11 protein-coding genes are annotated in these 15633 nt (G+C 64.7%); 8 read left to right on the top strand and 3 right to left on the bottom strand.

Annotated features, from left to right (window positions below):
• Positions 1 to 194: 194 nt before the first annotated feature.
• From GGQ99_RS21010 to GGQ99_RS21000, 3 genes are all read right to left on the bottom strand, one after another.
• The gene (locus tag GGQ99_RS21010; protein ID WP_108609375.1) at positions 195 to 977 is read right to left on the bottom strand and encodes a TIGR02186 family protein; all 783 of its coding nucleotides are present in this window, start codon (positions 975 to 977) and stop codon (positions 195 to 197) included.
• Complete coding sequence (locus GGQ99_RS21005) at positions 977 to 1903, bottom strand: sulfite exporter TauE/SafE family protein (protein ID WP_108609374.1); 927 nt, start codon at positions 1901 to 1903, stop codon at positions 977 to 979. The genes GGQ99_RS21010 and GGQ99_RS21005 overlap by 1 nt, the downstream gene beginning before the upstream one ends.
• A 174-nt stretch (positions 1904 to 2077) precedes the next feature.
• A complete protein-coding gene (locus GGQ99_RS21000; RefSeq protein ID WP_183264058.1) occupies positions 2078 to 5788 on the bottom strand; it encodes an SEL1-like repeat protein in 3711 nt (1236 codons plus the stop codon).
• Positions 5789 to 6230: 442 nt separating this feature from the next.
• Here GGQ99_RS21000 and GGQ99_RS20995 point away from each other — a divergent pair, with 442 nt between their 5' ends.
• The 8 genes from GGQ99_RS20995 to GGQ99_RS20960 all read left to right on the top strand — a co-directional run bounded on the left by GGQ99_RS20995 (position 6231) and on the right by GGQ99_RS20960 (position 15617).
• A complete protein-coding gene (locus GGQ99_RS20995) occupies positions 6231 to 6683 on the top strand; it encodes a MerR family transcriptional regulator (RefSeq protein WP_108610051.1) in 453 nt (150 codons plus the stop codon).
• A 255-nt stretch (positions 6684 to 6938) separates the two neighbouring features.
• On the top strand, positions 6939 to 8735 hold the full coding sequence (locus GGQ99_RS20990; protein ID WP_183264057.1) for an acyl-CoA dehydrogenase: 1797 nt from the start codon (positions 6939 to 6941) through the stop codon (positions 8733 to 8735).
• A 64-nt stretch (positions 8736 to 8799) separates the two neighbouring features.
• Positions 8800 to 9972 carry an acyl-CoA dehydrogenase family protein gene (locus GGQ99_RS20985; protein WP_183264056.1) on the top strand — a complete coding sequence of 391 codons (1173 nt, stop codon included), beginning with the start codon at positions 8800 to 8802 and terminating at the stop codon, positions 9970 to 9972.
• Between the two features lie 31 nt (positions 9973 to 10003).
• Entirely contained in the window at positions 10004 to 11212 is a 1209-nt protein-coding gene (locus GGQ99_RS20980) for an acetyl-CoA C-acetyltransferase (RefSeq protein ID WP_183264055.1), read from the top strand.
• Positions 11213 to 11234: 22 nt separating this feature from the next.
• On the top strand, positions 11235 to 13454 hold the full coding sequence (locus GGQ99_RS20975; protein ID WP_183264054.1) for a 3-hydroxyacyl-CoA dehydrogenase NAD-binding domain-containing protein: 2220 nt from the start codon (positions 11235 to 11237) through the stop codon (positions 13452 to 13454).
• A gap of 6 nt (positions 13455 to 13460) precedes the next feature.
• On the top strand, positions 13461 to 14009 hold the full coding sequence (locus tag GGQ99_RS20970) for a thioesterase family protein (RefSeq protein WP_108609367.1): 549 nt from the start codon (positions 13461 to 13463) through the stop codon (positions 14007 to 14009).
• A 111-nt stretch (positions 14010 to 14120) separates the two neighbouring features.
• Positions 14121 to 14771, top strand: a complete 651-nt coding sequence (locus GGQ99_RS20965) for a S24 family peptidase (RefSeq protein WP_183264053.1) — start codon at positions 14121 to 14123, stop codon at positions 14769 to 14771.
• A 6-nt stretch (positions 14772 to 14777) separates the two neighbouring features.
• Positions 14778 to 15617, top strand: a complete 840-nt coding sequence (locus tag GGQ99_RS20960) for a thermonuclease family protein (protein ID WP_183264052.1) — start codon at positions 14778 to 14780, stop codon at positions 15615 to 15617.
• The last annotated feature ends 16 nt before the right edge of the window (positions 15618 to 15633 follow it).

Here is a 15633-nt window from a genome sequence, read left to right as displayed (position 1 = left end):
ATCTCCCCCTCAAGGGGGGAGATTAGTCGCGTTGCCGGCGGCTCTCGACGTCAGATGTGCACCAGTAATAGACCTGGGGAGTGGCTCTGCAGGTTGTGAAGGCGCCGATGACGGCGTGATCTCGCCCCCTTGAGGGGGAGATGGCCGGCAGGCCAGAGGGGGCGATACGCTGCGAAACGCGTTCGTCGGCCCCCTCAGTCCTTCCTGAAGATGATCCGTCCGAGCCAGCCGGTGAGCATGGCGAGCCCGATGGCAAAGAGGCCGTAGCCGAAGCCGTGGTCGGTGGCGAAACGGAAGATGGTCTGCTCGAAGCCCGACTTGACGATGGCGAGCTGGGCCGAGGTTTCCTTGATGAAGATGCCGTTGCGGAACAGGAAGGCGCGCGCCTTGTGGGTGCCGACCGGCACGTTGGGGGCGAGGTGCAGCGTGGCGCGGAACAGGCTCTGCGACAGGAACTGCACGCCGCCGATATTGTCCGAGTAGAGACCGATCGCCTGCTTGCGATCGCGCAGCGCCTCGGTGAACTCCTGGATGGTCAGCGGGCTGTCGCGCTTGTCCTCGGGCTCCATGTAGATGTTGTTGGCGCCCAGCGACAGCTGGCGATAGTTGTTGGGATCGGTGATGTCCTGCGGCTGGCGCGTGGTCGCCACCGAATAGGACACCGGCACGTTGACGAAGGTCTCGGAGCGGGTGTTGATCCACATGCCGAGCACGCGGTCCTTGCGGCGCACGACGACCGACCGGGCCGGGCCTTCGAGCACGACATAGACGTCGTAGCGGCCTTGGCGGTTGATTAGCGGATCGGCGTTCTCGAGCGCGCCGAAGATGGTCAGGTCTGCGCCCGAGAAGTCGGCGGTGATGGCGACGCGGTCGGTCGATAGCCCGATCTGGATGCTTTCGGGATGCGCCGCTTCCTGGCCCTGCGCCGGAAGTGCGGGAGCCAGCAACAGGGCCGCAAGAAGTGCCGCCGCCCGCATCACAGCAGCCCGCTCACGCCGGTCAGCGAATAGAGGTTCTGCGGCTTGACGAACAGGTCGAAGCCGAGGCGCAGCGCAACCGCCAGCACGAGCAGCGCGAGCAGGGCACGCAGCTGTTCGCCGCGCAGCTTCTGGCCGGCCTTGGCGCCGTACTGGGCGCCCGCCACGCCGCCGATCATCAGCACCAGCGCCAGGATGATGTCGACGGTCTGGTTGGTGGTCGAATGCACCAGCGTGGTGAACGCCGAGACGACGACGATCTGGAACAAGGAGGTGCCGACGACGACGTTTGTCGGCACCTTGAGCAGGTAGATCAGCGCCGGCACCATGATGAAGCCGCCGCCAACGCCCATGATGGCGGAGAGGAAGCCGATGCCGGCGCCGATGCCGAGCACCGGGATGACCGAGACGAACAGCTTCGAGGTGCGGAAGCGCATCTTGAAGGGCAGGCGGTGGATCCAGTTGTGCTGGCCCGACTTCTTCAGCGCCGGCGGCACGCCGCCCTTGGTCAGGCGAAGCGCGTTGACGCTTTCGATCAGCATCAGCCCGCCGACGGTGCCGAGGAAGACGACGTAGAGCAGCGAGATGAACAGGTCGAGCTGGCCGATGGCGCGCAGCAGCGCAAAGACGAAGGCGCCGGCTGCCGAGCCGGCGATACCGCCGATCAGGAGCACCGTGCCGAGCTTGAAGTCGAGCGTGCCGCGCTTGAGATGGGCGAGCGCGCCGGAGAAGGACGAGGCGATGACCTGGTTGGCGCCGGTGGCGACCGCGATCGCGGGCGGGATGTTGTAGAAGATCAGGAGCGGCGTGATCAGGAAGCCGCCGCCGACCCCGAACATGCCCGACAGGAAGCCGACCGCCGCGCCCATCGCCAGGAGCACGAACACATTGACCGACATTTCAGCTATCGGGAGATAAATGCCCACCCGTCAGTCTCTGCAAAATGAATTATTGCCGTCGCCCATCCCTGGGAGCCAGTTGGCTACCGGGTACTTGCGCCGACATTGCGGCGAAGTCAAACTTCGCCGTGCCCGAAATGAAAATATCTCAATCAGTTAACCCGCCGGTTAAGGCGGGCTGCTGATAGTGGAGACGGTGAATTATTTGCGCGCTAGCAGCGCTTCGACCAGGGGACCGTCGATCTCGCCGGTCGGCTTGAGGGCGTTGTCCTTCTGGAACGCGGCGATGGCGTCCTTGGTCTTCTGGCCCATCATGCCGTCAGGCTGGCCGGCTTCGTAGCCGTTCTTGTTGAGAATGGCCTGGACGTTGTGGATGGCCTTCTTCATGTCGACGGCCGCCGGCGCATCCTGCCATGCGGCCGGGATGTCGACGGCATTAGATGCCGGGTCGAGCGTCTTGGCCTGCCAGAGCGCGGTCGTCTCTTCGGCACGCTTGAGCTGCTCGGGGTTGAGCGCCTTGGCGATCTCGTCGCGCTTGGCAGCCGCATCCTTGTCGCCTCCCTTGGCGACGATGGCGAACCACTTGTAGGACTCCTCGAGGTTCTGCTTCATGCCAACGCCCTTGGCAGCGAGGATGCCGAGATTGAACTGGCTGTCCTTGACGCCGAGTTCGGCGGCACTGACGAACCAGCGCGTCGCAGAGTCGTTGTCGACGGTGCCGTCGGCCCCCATGGCAAACAGCACCGCCAGATTGTGCATGGCACTGGCGTTGCCCTGGGCCGCGGCGAGCTGGTACCAGGTCTTGGCCTTGGCGGCATCGCGGTCGACGCCGTTGCCTTTCTCATACAGGTTGCCGATGCGGTATTGCGCCGGTGCGAAGCCGAGCTCGGCGGCCTTCTCGTACCACTGGGCCGCAGCCTTCATGTCGGCATTGGTGCCGCGGGCTTCGGCGTAACGCGAGCCGATCTCGAACAGCGCCTTGGCGTCGCTTGCATTGGCAGCTTCGCGCAGGGCCGTCGGGCCGATCGCCTCTGGCATGAAGGCGGCAGGCGTGCTGGTCGGCTTGAACGTCTCGGTCACGGTCGGCTGCGCCGGAATGGACTGCGTGCTGTTGTGGTCGAGCGCAACCTGGGCCGGTGCGGCCGCTTCGATCGTCTCGGCGACCATGTCGGGTTCGGCGGCCGGTGCCTTGGCGACTTCGGGTTTGTCGACATTGCGAACCGAGGCTGCGGGGGCTTCGATGGCCTTGGCCGGCGCTGCGGCAGCGACCTTGACCGGCTGGGATGCCGAGGGTGCGACGGTGACGCTTGCCGTTTCGACCGGATCGTTGAGGAAGGCCTTGCCGAGTTGCATGCCGGCGAGCGCCAGCATCACCGCACCGACCGCCATCAGCACCGACTTGCGGCGCGACTTGATGAGATCGCCGATGCGCAGTGCACGCACCGGGCCTTTGAGATCGGAGCTGCGCTTGAGCGCGTCGGCTTCGGCTGCCGCTGCCTGGGCGGCGCGGCGGGCGGCGGCGATGAAGTCGGACTTCGACGCATCGGTCTCGTTCGGCCGGGCCGTTTCGCCGCGCTCGTCGCGGACGCGGCGCATGATGGCGTTGAGGTCGGGGGCGCCGGAGCCGGGCTCCAGTGGACGGTTGGCGATCTTGGGGTCAAGCGGCGCGTCGAGCATGACGCTCGGGGCCGTGTCCTCGATGACCGGCTCGGCAGCCTCGGCTGCCGGCTGTTGCTGCCTAGTCTTCTTGGAGCTGAAGGCGCGGGCCAGGCCGCTGAACATCGAGGCCCTGGCGGGTGTTGCATCCTTCTTGTCGGCGCGCACGCCGTCGAGCGCTGCAACCGCTGCGGCAGCTTCCGCGGCGGCCTGGGCCGGGCTGCGGGTGACGCGTTCGTCATCGCCTGCATTGCGGCGGCCGAAGGTGGCGTTGGCTTCGGGCAGCGGTGCAGGTTCATCGGGATCCAGCGACGGCGTCTCGCTGAGCGCAAGCTTGGCTTCCGCCTCGACGATCCTCGGCGACAGCAATTCGGCGACGGAAGCCGGCGGGATGTCGACGGCGGCAGGTTCGCCGGTTTCGATAGAGCCGAGCCGGTCGACGATCTTGAGCAGCGTGTCGTGGATCGCCTCGAAGGTCTTGCCGTTGCGCTCGTCGGAACGGCGGGTAAGCGCTTCGAGCGCCTTGAGGTCCTCAGCCAGACCGGTGACGGCAGCGGTGTCGGTGGTCGAGCCGGTGAAGGAGCGGACCGCATTCTCGGCCGCTTGGCGGGCAGCCTCGACAAGGGCGTGGTGGTTGCCGGCGATGGAGCGTTCGATCTCGTCGAGGCGTGGACGGACGTCCTCGAACTCGGGCAGCGGCGAGCCGGGGCGCGCCAGATGGTTCGTCAGTTCGCTGACCTGCGCCTCAAGACCGCGGATCAGTTGCGGGTCGATGCTCGACACCTGTGCCGCCGACATTTCGAGGCGGCCGGAAATGTCTTCGAGGCGGGCTTCGAGCCCGCGCATCGCCTGCTCGGTGGCAGGGTCCGGACGGTTGGTTTCGAGGCGCTGGGCGAATGCCGTGAAGCGGGCGTCGATGGCTTCCATGATGCCCGACTGATCGGCGACAGGCTGGGCCGCTTGCCGGTCGAGGCGATTGCCGAGATCTTGGAGGCGGTTTTCGAGTTCGCGGAACAGCGCATTGCCATGTTCGAAGGCATCGCCCTGGCGGCGCTCGAACACGTCGGCAAGTGCGTCGAAGCGCTGTTCGATGCCCTGGAAGATGAGGCCGGCGTCGGGTGTTGCAGGCGTGCGTTCGATCTTGTCGGCGATCAGCGAGATCTGTTGGCCGAGGCGCTCGACTGCCTGCTCGGGGATGTCGCTGCGGGCGGCGATGCCGTCGACGCGCTCGGACAGAAAATTGAGCCGGTCGATGATCTCTGCCGTCGGCTGGTCGGCGGTGATCTCCTCGATCTGGTGGGCAAGCGCGGCGATGCGCACCTCGATACGCTCGAACGGCGCGGGGTCGAAATGCGGTGTCTGGGCCGCGACCGTCGAGGCGACGATGGCGCGCGAGATCTCGTCGAGGCGCTCGTCGATGAGGCCGAACATCTCGTCGCTGTGGCTGTCGCGCTGGCGCACGAACTGGTCGACGGCACCGGCCAGCGTGCGGACCTTCTCCTCGATGCTGCGCAGCGATAGCGATTCGGGCAGGTTGTTGACGGCGTCGTTGATCTGTTCGAGCCGGCCGGCCAATGCGGCAAGCGCCGGGTCTTCGGCGCGCTGATCCTGGCTCGCCGACATGCGGTCGGCGAAATCGGTCCAGCGGCGGTCGAAATCGTCCCAGCGCCGATCGACGGAAAGCACGGTTTCCTCGCGGGCAAGATCGCCGAGCGCGCGGCGGACCTGTTCCAGTTCGAGGCGCAGCGTGTTGACGCTTCTGTCGTCGCTGCGTTCGGCGAGCGAATGGATGGCGCCCGACAGGCGCTCCAGTTCGTGACCGAGCTCGACCGCTTCGGCGCCGGCTACGCCTGCCTGGCTTGCGCGGTCTATGTCCTTGCGCAGGAGGTCGAACTCTCGCTGCAGACCGGAGCTCATCTGGTGGCGCATCTCTTCGCGCAATGCGCGCAACTCGCCGGCGATCTTGCCGACGGCGGCGATGCCGTCCTCCTGGCCACGGACCCGGTCGATGTCGCGGACGATGGTGTGGTAGGGGCGTTCGTAGGGTGCGCTGCGGCCATATTCGCCGCGCGGCGTGTAGCCGGCTGCCGGGGCCTGGCGCATCTGGTCGCGGTAGGGTTCGGCACTTTCCTCGCGTGCGCGTTCAAGCCGCGCTTCGAGATTTTCGAGAGACCGGTTGAGCTGGTCGAGCGACGCGTGCGGGCGGCGCTGCCTGCCGTCGTTGAGGCTGTCGAGATAGGACCGCTTGCTGTTCATCGAAACGCCCGTTGGTAAGAGTGCTGGCTATGAACCAGTTGTCTCAAATCCTTGCCGGGATCGGGGTCGCGAAGGGCCGCGCGGGAATTGGCTTCCTGGGGCTATTCGCCGCCCTCCGAAACCGTGAACAATTCGATACATGATGACCACGGGAGAACCGACATGCGCACATTTCCCCGAACGTGGTAAACAACCTCTTAACCAAGCTTAAGAATGTGCGACGTTGTGTTCCCGTCCTGGCGCCGAAAGCGACCAAATTTCCCTTGCGTAGGGTAGGCCGCATCGCTATAGCATTTACGTAAACGTAAGACGTGTGCAGAACGCCGTCTTGAGTGCCTTTACATAGAAACCATGATCGGAAGCCCCGCCCCCTGCGGCTTCCATCAGAGCATGGCCGGCTCACCGCCGCCGCGCTCGCAATTGGGGATATCGGAAGCAGATGATGAAGCTTGTATCGGTCGCCGATGTAGCGGCCAATGAAAACAATCTTTCCGGCGAGGACTATGTCCGCATCGGCGAGATGGCGAAGAAGTACGGCGTGACGCTTCGTACGTTGCGTTTCTACGAGGACAAGGGGCTGCTCAACCCCAAGCGTGAGGGCGCGACGCGCCTTTACACCCGGCGCGACCGCGCACGGCTGAAGCTGATCCTGCTCGGCAGGAAGGTCGGTTTCTCGCTGCGCGACGTCAAGCAGATGATCGACCTCTACGATCCCACGGGTACCAACGCCAAGCAGCTGCGCCTGACGCTGGACAAGTCGGACAAGCAGCTCGGCCGCCTGCAGAAGCAGCGCCAGCTGCTCGACGAGGCGATCGGCGAGCTGAACAACCATATGGACGTCGTTCGCCAACTGCTGGCCGAGCGCACCGCGCCTCAGGCAAGTGCTGCAAGCTAACCAGGCGACTTTGCTTTCTGAAACGACCCGGCGAGGGAGACCTCGCCGGGTCGTTTTGCGTTTGGGAGCGACATGATTCCATGTGCTCTTCGAACCGGCGATTCCGTCCCGCTGGACGCAACGATCACCCAAAAACGGCTGTAGCAAAAATTGACGTTTACGCAAACGTCAATTTTTGCTAATCGACGTTCGACAAGCGGTTCCCCGTCGCATACCGTCTGGCCGGAACCGGTTACATTTGCTGGAGGAAGAGCAATGCCGATATTCCGCGCGCCGGTCCAGGACACCCTTTTTGTGCTCAACGACGTGCTCGGCTATGAGCGCTACAGCAACCTTGCCGGCTTTTCCGATGCCAGCCCCGACGTGCTGGAGGCGATTCTCGCCGAGGGCGCCAAGCTCGCCGAAAACGTCATGCATCCGCTCAATCGCGTCGGCGACATGGAAGGCTGCGTCCGTAACGACGACGGCTCTGTCACCACGCCCAAGGGTTTCAAGGAAGCGTTCGACCAGTATCGCGAAGGCGGCTGGATGGGGCTTGCCGTGCCGGCTGAATTTGGCGGTCAGGGATTGCCTTACACGGTCCACTCGGCGGTCGGCGAATACATGTCGGCGGCCAACATGGCGCTGATGATGTATCCCGGCCTGACCCAGGGCGCGATCGCCGCAGTACTGGTTCATGGCACCGACGAGCAAAAGGCCACCTGGCTGCCCAAGATGGTCGAGGGCGCCTGGACCGGGACCATGAACCTGACCGAGCCGCATTGCGGCACCGATCTGGGCCTGCTGCGCTCCAAGGCGGTGCCGAACGGCGACGGTTCCTACAAGATTTCAGGCCAGAAGATCTTCATCTCGGCCGGCGAGCACGACATGTCGGACAACATCATCCATCTGGTACTGGCCCGCATCGAAGGGGCACCGGAGGGCGTGAAGGGTATCTCGCTGTTCATCGTGCCGAAGTTCAACATCGACGCCTCGGGCAACCCCGGCACCCGCAACGCGGTCTCCTGCGGCTCGATCGAAGAGAAGATGGGCATCCATGGCAACTCGACCTGCGTCATGAACTATGACGAGGCGCATGGCTTCCTGCTCGGCGAGGCCAATGGCGGCCTGAAGGCGATGTTCACGATGATGAACGAGGCCCGTCTCGGCGTCGGCCTGCAGGGCCTTGCCGTCTCCGAAGTCGCCTACCAGAACGCTGTCGCCTACGCCAAGGACCGCATCCAGGGCCGTTCGCTGACCGGGCCGAAGGCGCCCGACAAGAAGGCCGATCCGATCATCGTCCACCCCGACATCCGCCGCAAGCTGATGACCATGAAGGCCTTCAACGAGGCCGGCCGGGCGCTGGTGCTGTGGACGGCGATCAACTCCGACGTCGCCCACCGCTCCGAGGACGACGCCGAGCGCCGGGCAGCCGACGACCATATGGGCCTGATGACGCCGGTGGTGAAGGGCGTGCTCACCGACAAGGGCTTCGAGCATGCGGTCATGGCGCAGCAGGTGTTCGGCGGTCACGGCTACATCGAAGAGCACGGCATGAGCCAGTTCGTGCGCGATGCCCGCATCGCCATGATCTATGAGGGCGCCAATGGCGTGCAGGCGCTCGACCTCGTCGGCCGCAAGCTCGGCCTCAATGGCGGCCGCGCCGTGCAGGCTTTCTTCAAGGACGTCGGCGAGTTCTGCGAGGCCAATCGCGGCGACGAGCAGATGGCGCCTTACACCAAGGCGCTGAAGAAGGGCCTCAACGACCTGCAGGCGGCGACCATGTGGCTGGTGCAGAACGGCATGAGCAATCCCGACAATGCGGGTGCGGCCTCGACCGACTACATGCATCTCTTCGGCCTTGTGGCGCTCGGCTACATGTGGGGCAGGATGGTCAAGACGGCTCAGGACAAGCTTGCGACAGGCGCCAATGGTTCGGCCGATTTCTACGAGACCAAGCTGGTGACCGGCCTTTACTTCATGGAGCGTGTCATGCCCGAAACCGCGGCGCATCTTGCGCGGCTTTCGACCGGTTCGGCAACGATGATGGCGCTTGCCGCGGAAGCGTTCTGATCGACTATCCGGACGGCCGTTTGCGGCTGTCCCAAGTTTGCGGCGCCGAAACGCGGAGGAGATCGTGGCGACAATTCCTGCTGAAATTCTCGGACTCCCCAAACCCGCCTGGGCGGCGGATGACGTGGCGATGCTCTACGACATGGCGCACCGCTTCATGTCCGAGGAAATCCTGCCGCACTACGACGCGTTCGAAAAGAACGAGATGGTCGACCGCGCGAGCTGGGAGAAGGCGGGTGCTGCCGGCCTGCTCTGCGCTTCGATGCCCGAGGAATATGGCGGCTCGGGCGGCACTTTCGCCCATGAGAGCGCCATCATCGAGGCGATCGGCCATGTCGGCGTCGACGGCTTCGGCATCGCGCTCCACAATTCGATCGTCGCCCCCTACATCCTGCACTATGGCTCGGAAGAGCAGAAGAAGAAGTGGCTGCCGAAGATGGCGACCGGCGAGCTGATCGGCGCCATCGCCATGACCGAGCCGGGTGCCGGCTCCGACCTGCAGGGCGTCAAGACCCGCGCCGAGAAGGATGGCAACCAGTACCGGATCAACGGCTCCAAGACCTTCATCACCAACGGCCAGCATGCCAATCTGATCATCGTCGTTACCAAGACCGACCCGGCCAAGGGCGCCAAGGGCACGTCGCTGATCGTTGTCGAGACCGACGAGGTCGATGGCTTCGAGCGCGGCCGCAACCTCGACAAGATCGGGCTGAAGGCCAACGACACCTCGGAGCTGTTTTTCAACGACGTGCGCGTGCCGACCTCCAACCTGCTCGGGCAGGAAGAGGGGCAGGGCTTCGTCCAGCTGATGCAGCAGCTGCCGCAGGAGCGGCTGCAGATCGGCACCGGCGCCATCGCCATGATCGAGCGCGCGCTGGCCGAGACCATCGACTACGTCAAGGACCGCAAGGCCTTCGGCAAGGCGATCCTCGATTTCCAGAACACCCAGTTCAAGCTGGCCGAGCTCAAGACCGAGGCGACCATCGGGCGCGTCTTCTACAACGATTGCGTCGCGCGTCATATTTCCGGCGGGCTCGATCCGGTAACTGCGTCGATGGTCAAGTATTGGCTGTCGGACCTGCAGTGCAAGATCGTCGACGAATGCCTGCAATTGTTTGGCGGCTATGGCTACATGAATGAATACCCGATCGCCCGCATGTATCGCGATGCCCGCGTGCAGCGCATCTATGGCGGCACCAACGAGATCATGAAGTTGCTGATCGCGCGCTCGCTCTGAGCCGCCGGTCCGGAAACCAAGGAGCAGAAAAATGGCTGACGCTTTTGTCTATGACGCCGTGCGCACGCCGCGCGGCAAGGGCAAGAAGGATGGATCGCTGCACGAAGTGCCGGCGGTACGCCTCGGCGCCAAGGTGCTGGAAGCGCTGCGTGACCGCAACGGGCTCGACACCGCGCAGGTCGACGACATCATCTTCGGCTGCGTCGATCCTGTCGGCGAAGCCGGCTCGGTGATCCCGCGCTCGGCCGCCTTCGAAGCCGGCTACGACAACAAGGCACCGGGCATGCAGATCTCGCGCTTCTGCGCGTCGGGTCTCGACGCCATCAATTTCGGCGCTGCCAAGATCGCCCAGGGCGCCGACGAGATCGTCATTGCCGGTGGCGTGGAATCGATGTCGCGCGTCGGCATGGGCATGTCGGGCGGCGCCTGGTTCATGGACCCCTCGGTCGGCATTCCGGCCTGGTTCATGCCGCAGGGCGTTTCCGCCGACCTGATCGCCACCAAGTACGGCTTTTCCCGCGACGACGTCGACGGCTACGCGGTCGAGAGCCAGAAGCGCGCCGCCAAGGCCTGGGAGAAGGGCTACTTCAAGAAGTCGGTCGTGCCGGTCAAGGACCAGAACGGCCTGACCATCCTCGACCATGACGAGCACATGCGCCCGACCACCGACATGCAGTCGCTGGGCCAGCTCAACCCGTCCTTCGTCATCCCCGGCGAGATGGGCGGCTTCGACGCGATTGCCGTCCAGCGCTATCCCGAGTTGGAAGAAATCAACCACGTCCACCATGCCGGCAATTCGTCCGGTATCGTCGACGGTGCCGCCGCAGTGCTGCTCGGCTCGAAGAAGGCCGGCAAGACGCTTGGTCTCAAGCCGCGCGCCCGCATCCGCGCCTTCTCCAACATCGGCTCCGAGCCGGCGATGATGCTGACCGGCCCGGTCGACGTCACCGAGAAGCTGCTCAAGCGCGCCAAGATGAAGCTCTCGGACATCGACCTGTTCGAGCTGAACGAAGCCTTCGCCTCGGTGGTGCTGCGCTACATGCAGGCCTTCGACATCCCGCACGACAGGATCAACGTCAACGGCGGCGCGATCGCCATGGGCCACCCGCTGGGCGCCACCGGTGCGATGATCTTCGGCACCGTGCTCGACGAGCTCGAGCGCCGCGACCTTAACACCGCTCTCGTGACGCTGTGCATCGGCGCCGGCATGGGCACCGCAACGATCATCGAACGCGTTTGATTTCGCCCGGAAGGAGACAGACATGACCTACACCAACTTCACGGTCGAAACCGATGCCGATGGCATTGCGCTCGTGACCTGGAACATGCCCGACCGCTCGATGAACGTCTTCACCGAGGAGGTGATGAACGAGCTCGACAAGATCATCGACCAGGTCGTTGCCGACGCCGGCATCAAGGGCGCCGTCATCACCTCCGGCAAGGAGACTTTCTCGGGCGGTGCCGACCTCACGATGCTGCAGAAAATGCTGAAGCTCTACGCCAAGGAAAAGGCCAAGGACCCGGAAAAGGCGGCGAAGCTCTTGTTCGACAATGCCGGCCGCATGGGCGCGTTGTGGCGCAAGCTCGAGACCTCTGGAAAACCGTGGGTTTCGGCGATCAACGGCACCTGCATGGGCGGCGCCTTCGAGCTGTCGCTGGCCTGCCACGGCCGCGTCGCGGCGGACTCCGACAAGGTCAAGATGGCCCTGCCGGAAGTGAAGGTCGGCATCTTCCCGGGCGCCGGCGGCACCCAGCGCGTGCCCAGGCTCGCTGATCCGCAGTCGGCCCTGCAGATGCTGACCTCGGGCCAGACGCTGTCGCCGCAGAAGGCGAAGGGCATGGGCCTGATCCACGAGATTGCCGAGCCGAAGAAGCTGATCGAGACCGCCAAGGCGATGATCAGGAACGGCCTGAAGCCGGTCCAGCCGTGGGACGAGAAGGGCTTCAAGTTGCCGGGCGGTCCCGTCTATTCGGCGGCGGGCGCCAACCTCTGGCCGCCGGCAATCGCCATCCTGCGCCGGGAGACCTATGGCAACTATCCGGCCGCGACCGCGATCCTGAAATGCGTCTATGAAGGCCTGCTAGTGCCGTTCGACACCGGCCTGCGCATCGAGCAGCGCTACTTCACCGAGATCATGCAGACCAAGGAAGCTGCGGCGATGATCCGCTCGCTGTTCGTGTCGCTGCAGGAACTGAACAAGGGCGCCCGCCGCCCCGAGGGCATTGCCGACACCAAGTTCAAGAAGATCGGCATCATCGGCGCCGGCTTCATGGGCGCGGGCATTGCCTTTGTGACGGCCAAGGCCGGCATCCCGGTGGTGCTTGTCGACCGCGACCAGGAAGCGGCCGACAAGGGCAAGGCGCATTCCGACAGCCTGATCTCCGACCAGGTCAAGAAGGGCCGCGCCAAGGCCGAGGATCGCGAGAAGCTTCTGTCGCTGATCACGCCTTCCGCAGACTATGCCGATCTCGCCGGCTGCGACCTCGTGGTCGAGGCGGTATTCGAGGATTCGGAAGTCAAGAAAGCCACGACCGAGAAGGCGGAAGCCGTGATCAAGTCGTCGGCGGTGTTTGCCTCCAACACCTCGACCATCCCGATCACCTCGCTGGCCAAGAACTCGGCCAGGCCGAAGAACTTCATTGGCATCCACTTCTTCTCGCCGGTCGACAAGATGATGCTGGTCGAGATCATCATGGGCAAGAAGACGGGCGACAAGGCGCTTGCGGTTGCGATGGATTTCGTCCGTGCCATCAAGAAGACGCCGATCGTCGTCAACGACACGCGCGGCTTCTACGTCAACCGCTGCGTGCTGCGCTACATGTCGGAAGCCTTCAAGATGCTGATCGAAGGCGTGCCGGCGGCGATGATCGAAAACGCCGCCAAGGCTGCCGGGATGCCGGTCGGCCCGCTGGCGCTGACCGACGAGACGGCGGTCGACCTCGCCCAGAAGATCATGAAGCAGACCATCAGGGACCTCGGCGAAAAAGCCGTTGATCCGCGCCAGATGGCGCTGATCAACACCATGGTCGATACCCATGGCCGCCTCGGCCGCAAGAACACCAAGGGCTTCTACGACTATCCGGCAAAGCCCGCCAAGAAGAAGCTGTGGCCCGGCCTCAAGGACCTCTATCCGCAGCTCGCCCCCGAGAAGGTCGACGTCGAGGAACTCAAGCTGCGCCTGCTTTCGGTCATCGCGCTCGAAGCAGCACGCGTGATGGAAGAAGGCATCGTCACCGACCCGCGCGAAGCGGATGTCGGCTCGATCCTCGCCTTCGGCTTCGCGCCCTACACCGGCGGTGCGCTGTCCTACATCGACGGCATCGGCGCCAAGAAGTTCGTCAAGATCGCCAAGGACCTGCAGAAGAAATACGGCGCCGAGTTCAAGGCCCCGAAACTTCTCATCGAGATGGCCGAGAAGGGCGAGAGCTTCTACCAGCGCTTCGATCCCTACGCCAAGGCCGAGGAAAAGAAGGCGGCCTGACGCAGCATGTACGTCTGGGCAAGACTGGCACGCATGGCCGCGACGGCATCCCGTCGCGGCCCTTACCGTTTTGGCGATGAGGGCCGGTTGTCATTCCGCTGCCTGCCGACCGACATCGACTTCAACATGCATCTCAACAATGCGCGCTACATGATGCTGGCCGATGTCGGCCGCATCGACATCTTCATGCGCTCGGGCCTGATCGAGCTCGCCCGCAAGCGCGGCTGGGCGCCGATGCTCGGTGGGCTGCAGACGGTGTTCGTGCGCGAGATCAGGCTCTGGCGCAGCTTCGAGGTGGTGTCCTCGATCGAAACCTGGAGCGGTTCCGAAGTCATCGGCAAGCACCGCTTCGTGCTCGACAACGGCGAGACGGCGGCCCTCATCATGACCAGTGCCGGGGTCTATGACCGCGGCAATAGGCGCTTCGTGCAGATCGACGACCTGGTCGCCGAACTGGGCTACGACGGGGCAGCGCCGCGCGACGTGAGCGAGGAAGAGCGGATATTCATCGCTTCGCACAAGGGGTTGAGGACGTTGGCGAAGTCCGAGCGCTGACGCCTGTTCTGATGGGCTGATCGTTGTCTGTTTGCCTGCTTTGCCGGTGGACAATTGCAACTGGCGTGGTTAAATGCCGAAAGGTATTTTTTCCTGTCTTGAGGGGGCGCCATGCTCTCGCACGAACGTGTCTGGGCCGCGATCGATGCTCTCGCCGAGCGTTATTCGCTTTCGGCGTCGGGCCTCGCCAAGAAGGCCGGGCTCGACTCGACCGCGTTCAACAAATCCAAGCGCCAGTCCGTCGATGGCAGGCCGCGCTGGCCCTCGACGGAGTCGCTCGCCAAGATCATCGACGCCACCAATTCCTCGCTCGAGGAGTTTTTGGGTTTCGTCGAGCCGGTGAAGGCTGCCGGCAAGGCGAGGGGCCGCGAACAGGCGGCGGGCGTGCCGCTGCTCGGCTTCGCCCAGGCGGGCGCGGGCGGCTTCTTCGACGATGCCGGCTTTCCGGCCGGCCAGGGCTGGGAACTGATAGAGCTTCCGGCGCGCGCCACCGACAACTCCTACGCGCTCGAAGTGCAGGGCGACTCGATGCTGCCGCTCTACCGCAACGGAGACGTGCTGATCGTCGAGCCCGGTGCTGCCGTGCGCAAGGGCGACCGCGTCGTGGTCAAGACGATCTCGGGCGAAGTCATGGCCAAGGTGCTGGAGCGGCAGACGCAAAGCGTGATCGAACTGCTTTCGCTGAACCCCGAGCACCCCAACAGGCGTTTCCAGACGGCCGAGGTCGAGTGGGTGGCCCGCATCGTCTGGGCGAGCCAGTAGGGATCCATGCGCCCCGCAGCCATAGCCATCGCAGCCGCCGCTTTCGGCATCGCCACCTTGCTCGTCTCGCTGGGCGGGCAGAGGCTGGCCGCCATCGAGGCGCCGTCCGTCGACGTCATCGACGAGGCCGACATCCAGCAGGCACTTCCGCCTGAAGATGGAGGTGAGGCGCTTCCACCTGAAGACGGCAATACGGCTGCCGTTGCGCCGTCCGCGCCGCAGGCCGAGCCTGAAGCCATCTCGCGCGCCGTGGCGCCAGATGAAATCGTGCCGCCCGCGCTTGAGCAGGGCGGGCTGGTGCGCGAGGCGCCGCGGGCGCCATTGAGCGAGTTGAGCCTGGCCCTGCCGCCGAAGCCGAAGATGCCTGACGACTGGGACGGCACGACCTTGTTCCGGCCAGTCGCTTCTGCCGCCGGCCTGATCGAGGCCAAGGGTTTCAGCGTGGCGATATCGGGCGTGACGGCTGTCGAAACGAGCGAGAAATGTTCGTTCGAGGGCAAGGAGTGGAACTGCGGCGTGCGTGCCCGCACGGCGTTCCGCAGTTTCCTGCGCTCGCGTGCCGTGGTCTGCGATGTGCCGCCCGATGCCGAGCGCGGCGTGATCGTCGCCAGGTGCCGCGTCGGCAAGCAGGATGTCGGCGAATGGCTGGTGGCCAATGGCTGGGTCAGGGCGGACGCCAACGGCCCCTATGCCGAGGCCGGCGCCAAGGCCGAGGCGGAGAAGAAGGGCATTTTCGGGGCGGCACCCGAGCGCATCGAAATGACGCTGTCGCCGAGCGGAACCAGCCTGCCCGAGGTCGAGGCGCCGCCTGCGACGGAGCCGGATACCAATAGCTCGCCGCAATGAAAAAGGCCGGCTGCGA

Source organism: Aminobacter niigataensis, assembly GCF_014200015.1.
GTDB lineage: Bacteria > Pseudomonadota > Alphaproteobacteria > Rhizobiales > Rhizobiaceae > Aminobacter > Aminobacter niigataensis.
Note: the sequence above shows the minus strand (reverse complement) of the source record. Positions and strands in the feature narration are given on the sequence as shown.

Bases quoted from the DNA above. Each gene is read 5' to 3' on its own strand.
- GGQ99_RS21010 (WP_108609375.1), bottom strand. From the start codon at position 977: ATGCGGGCGGCGGCACTTCTTGCGGCCCTGTTGCTGGCTCCCGCACTT.
- GGQ99_RS21000 (WP_183264058.1), bottom strand. From the start codon at position 5,788: ATGAACAGCAAGCGGTCCTATCTCGACAGCCTCAACGACGGCAGGCAG.
- GGQ99_RS20995 (WP_108610051.1), top strand. From the start codon at position 6,231: ATGAAGCTTGTATCGGTCGCCGATGTAGCGGCCAATGAAAACAATCTT.
- GGQ99_RS20990 (WP_183264057.1), top strand. From the start codon at position 6,939: ATGCCGATATTCCGCGCGCCGGTCCAGGACACCCTTTTTGTGCTCAAC.
- GGQ99_RS20980 (WP_183264055.1), top strand. From the start codon at position 10,004: ATGGCTGACGCTTTTGTCTATGACGCCGTGCGCACGCCGCGCGGCAAG.
- GGQ99_RS20975 (WP_183264054.1), top strand. From the start codon at position 11,235: ATGACCTACACCAACTTCACGGTCGAAACCGATGCCGATGGCATTGCG.
- GGQ99_RS20970 (WP_108609367.1), top strand. From the start codon at position 13,461: ATGTACGTCTGGGCAAGACTGGCACGCATGGCCGCGACGGCATCCCGT.
- GGQ99_RS20965 (WP_183264053.1), top strand. From the start codon at position 14,121: ATGCTCTCGCACGAACGTGTCTGGGCCGCGATCGATGCTCTCGCCGAG.
- GGQ99_RS20960 (WP_183264052.1), top strand. From the start codon at position 14,778: ATGCGCCCCGCAGCCATAGCCATCGCAGCCGCCGCTTTCGGCATCGCC.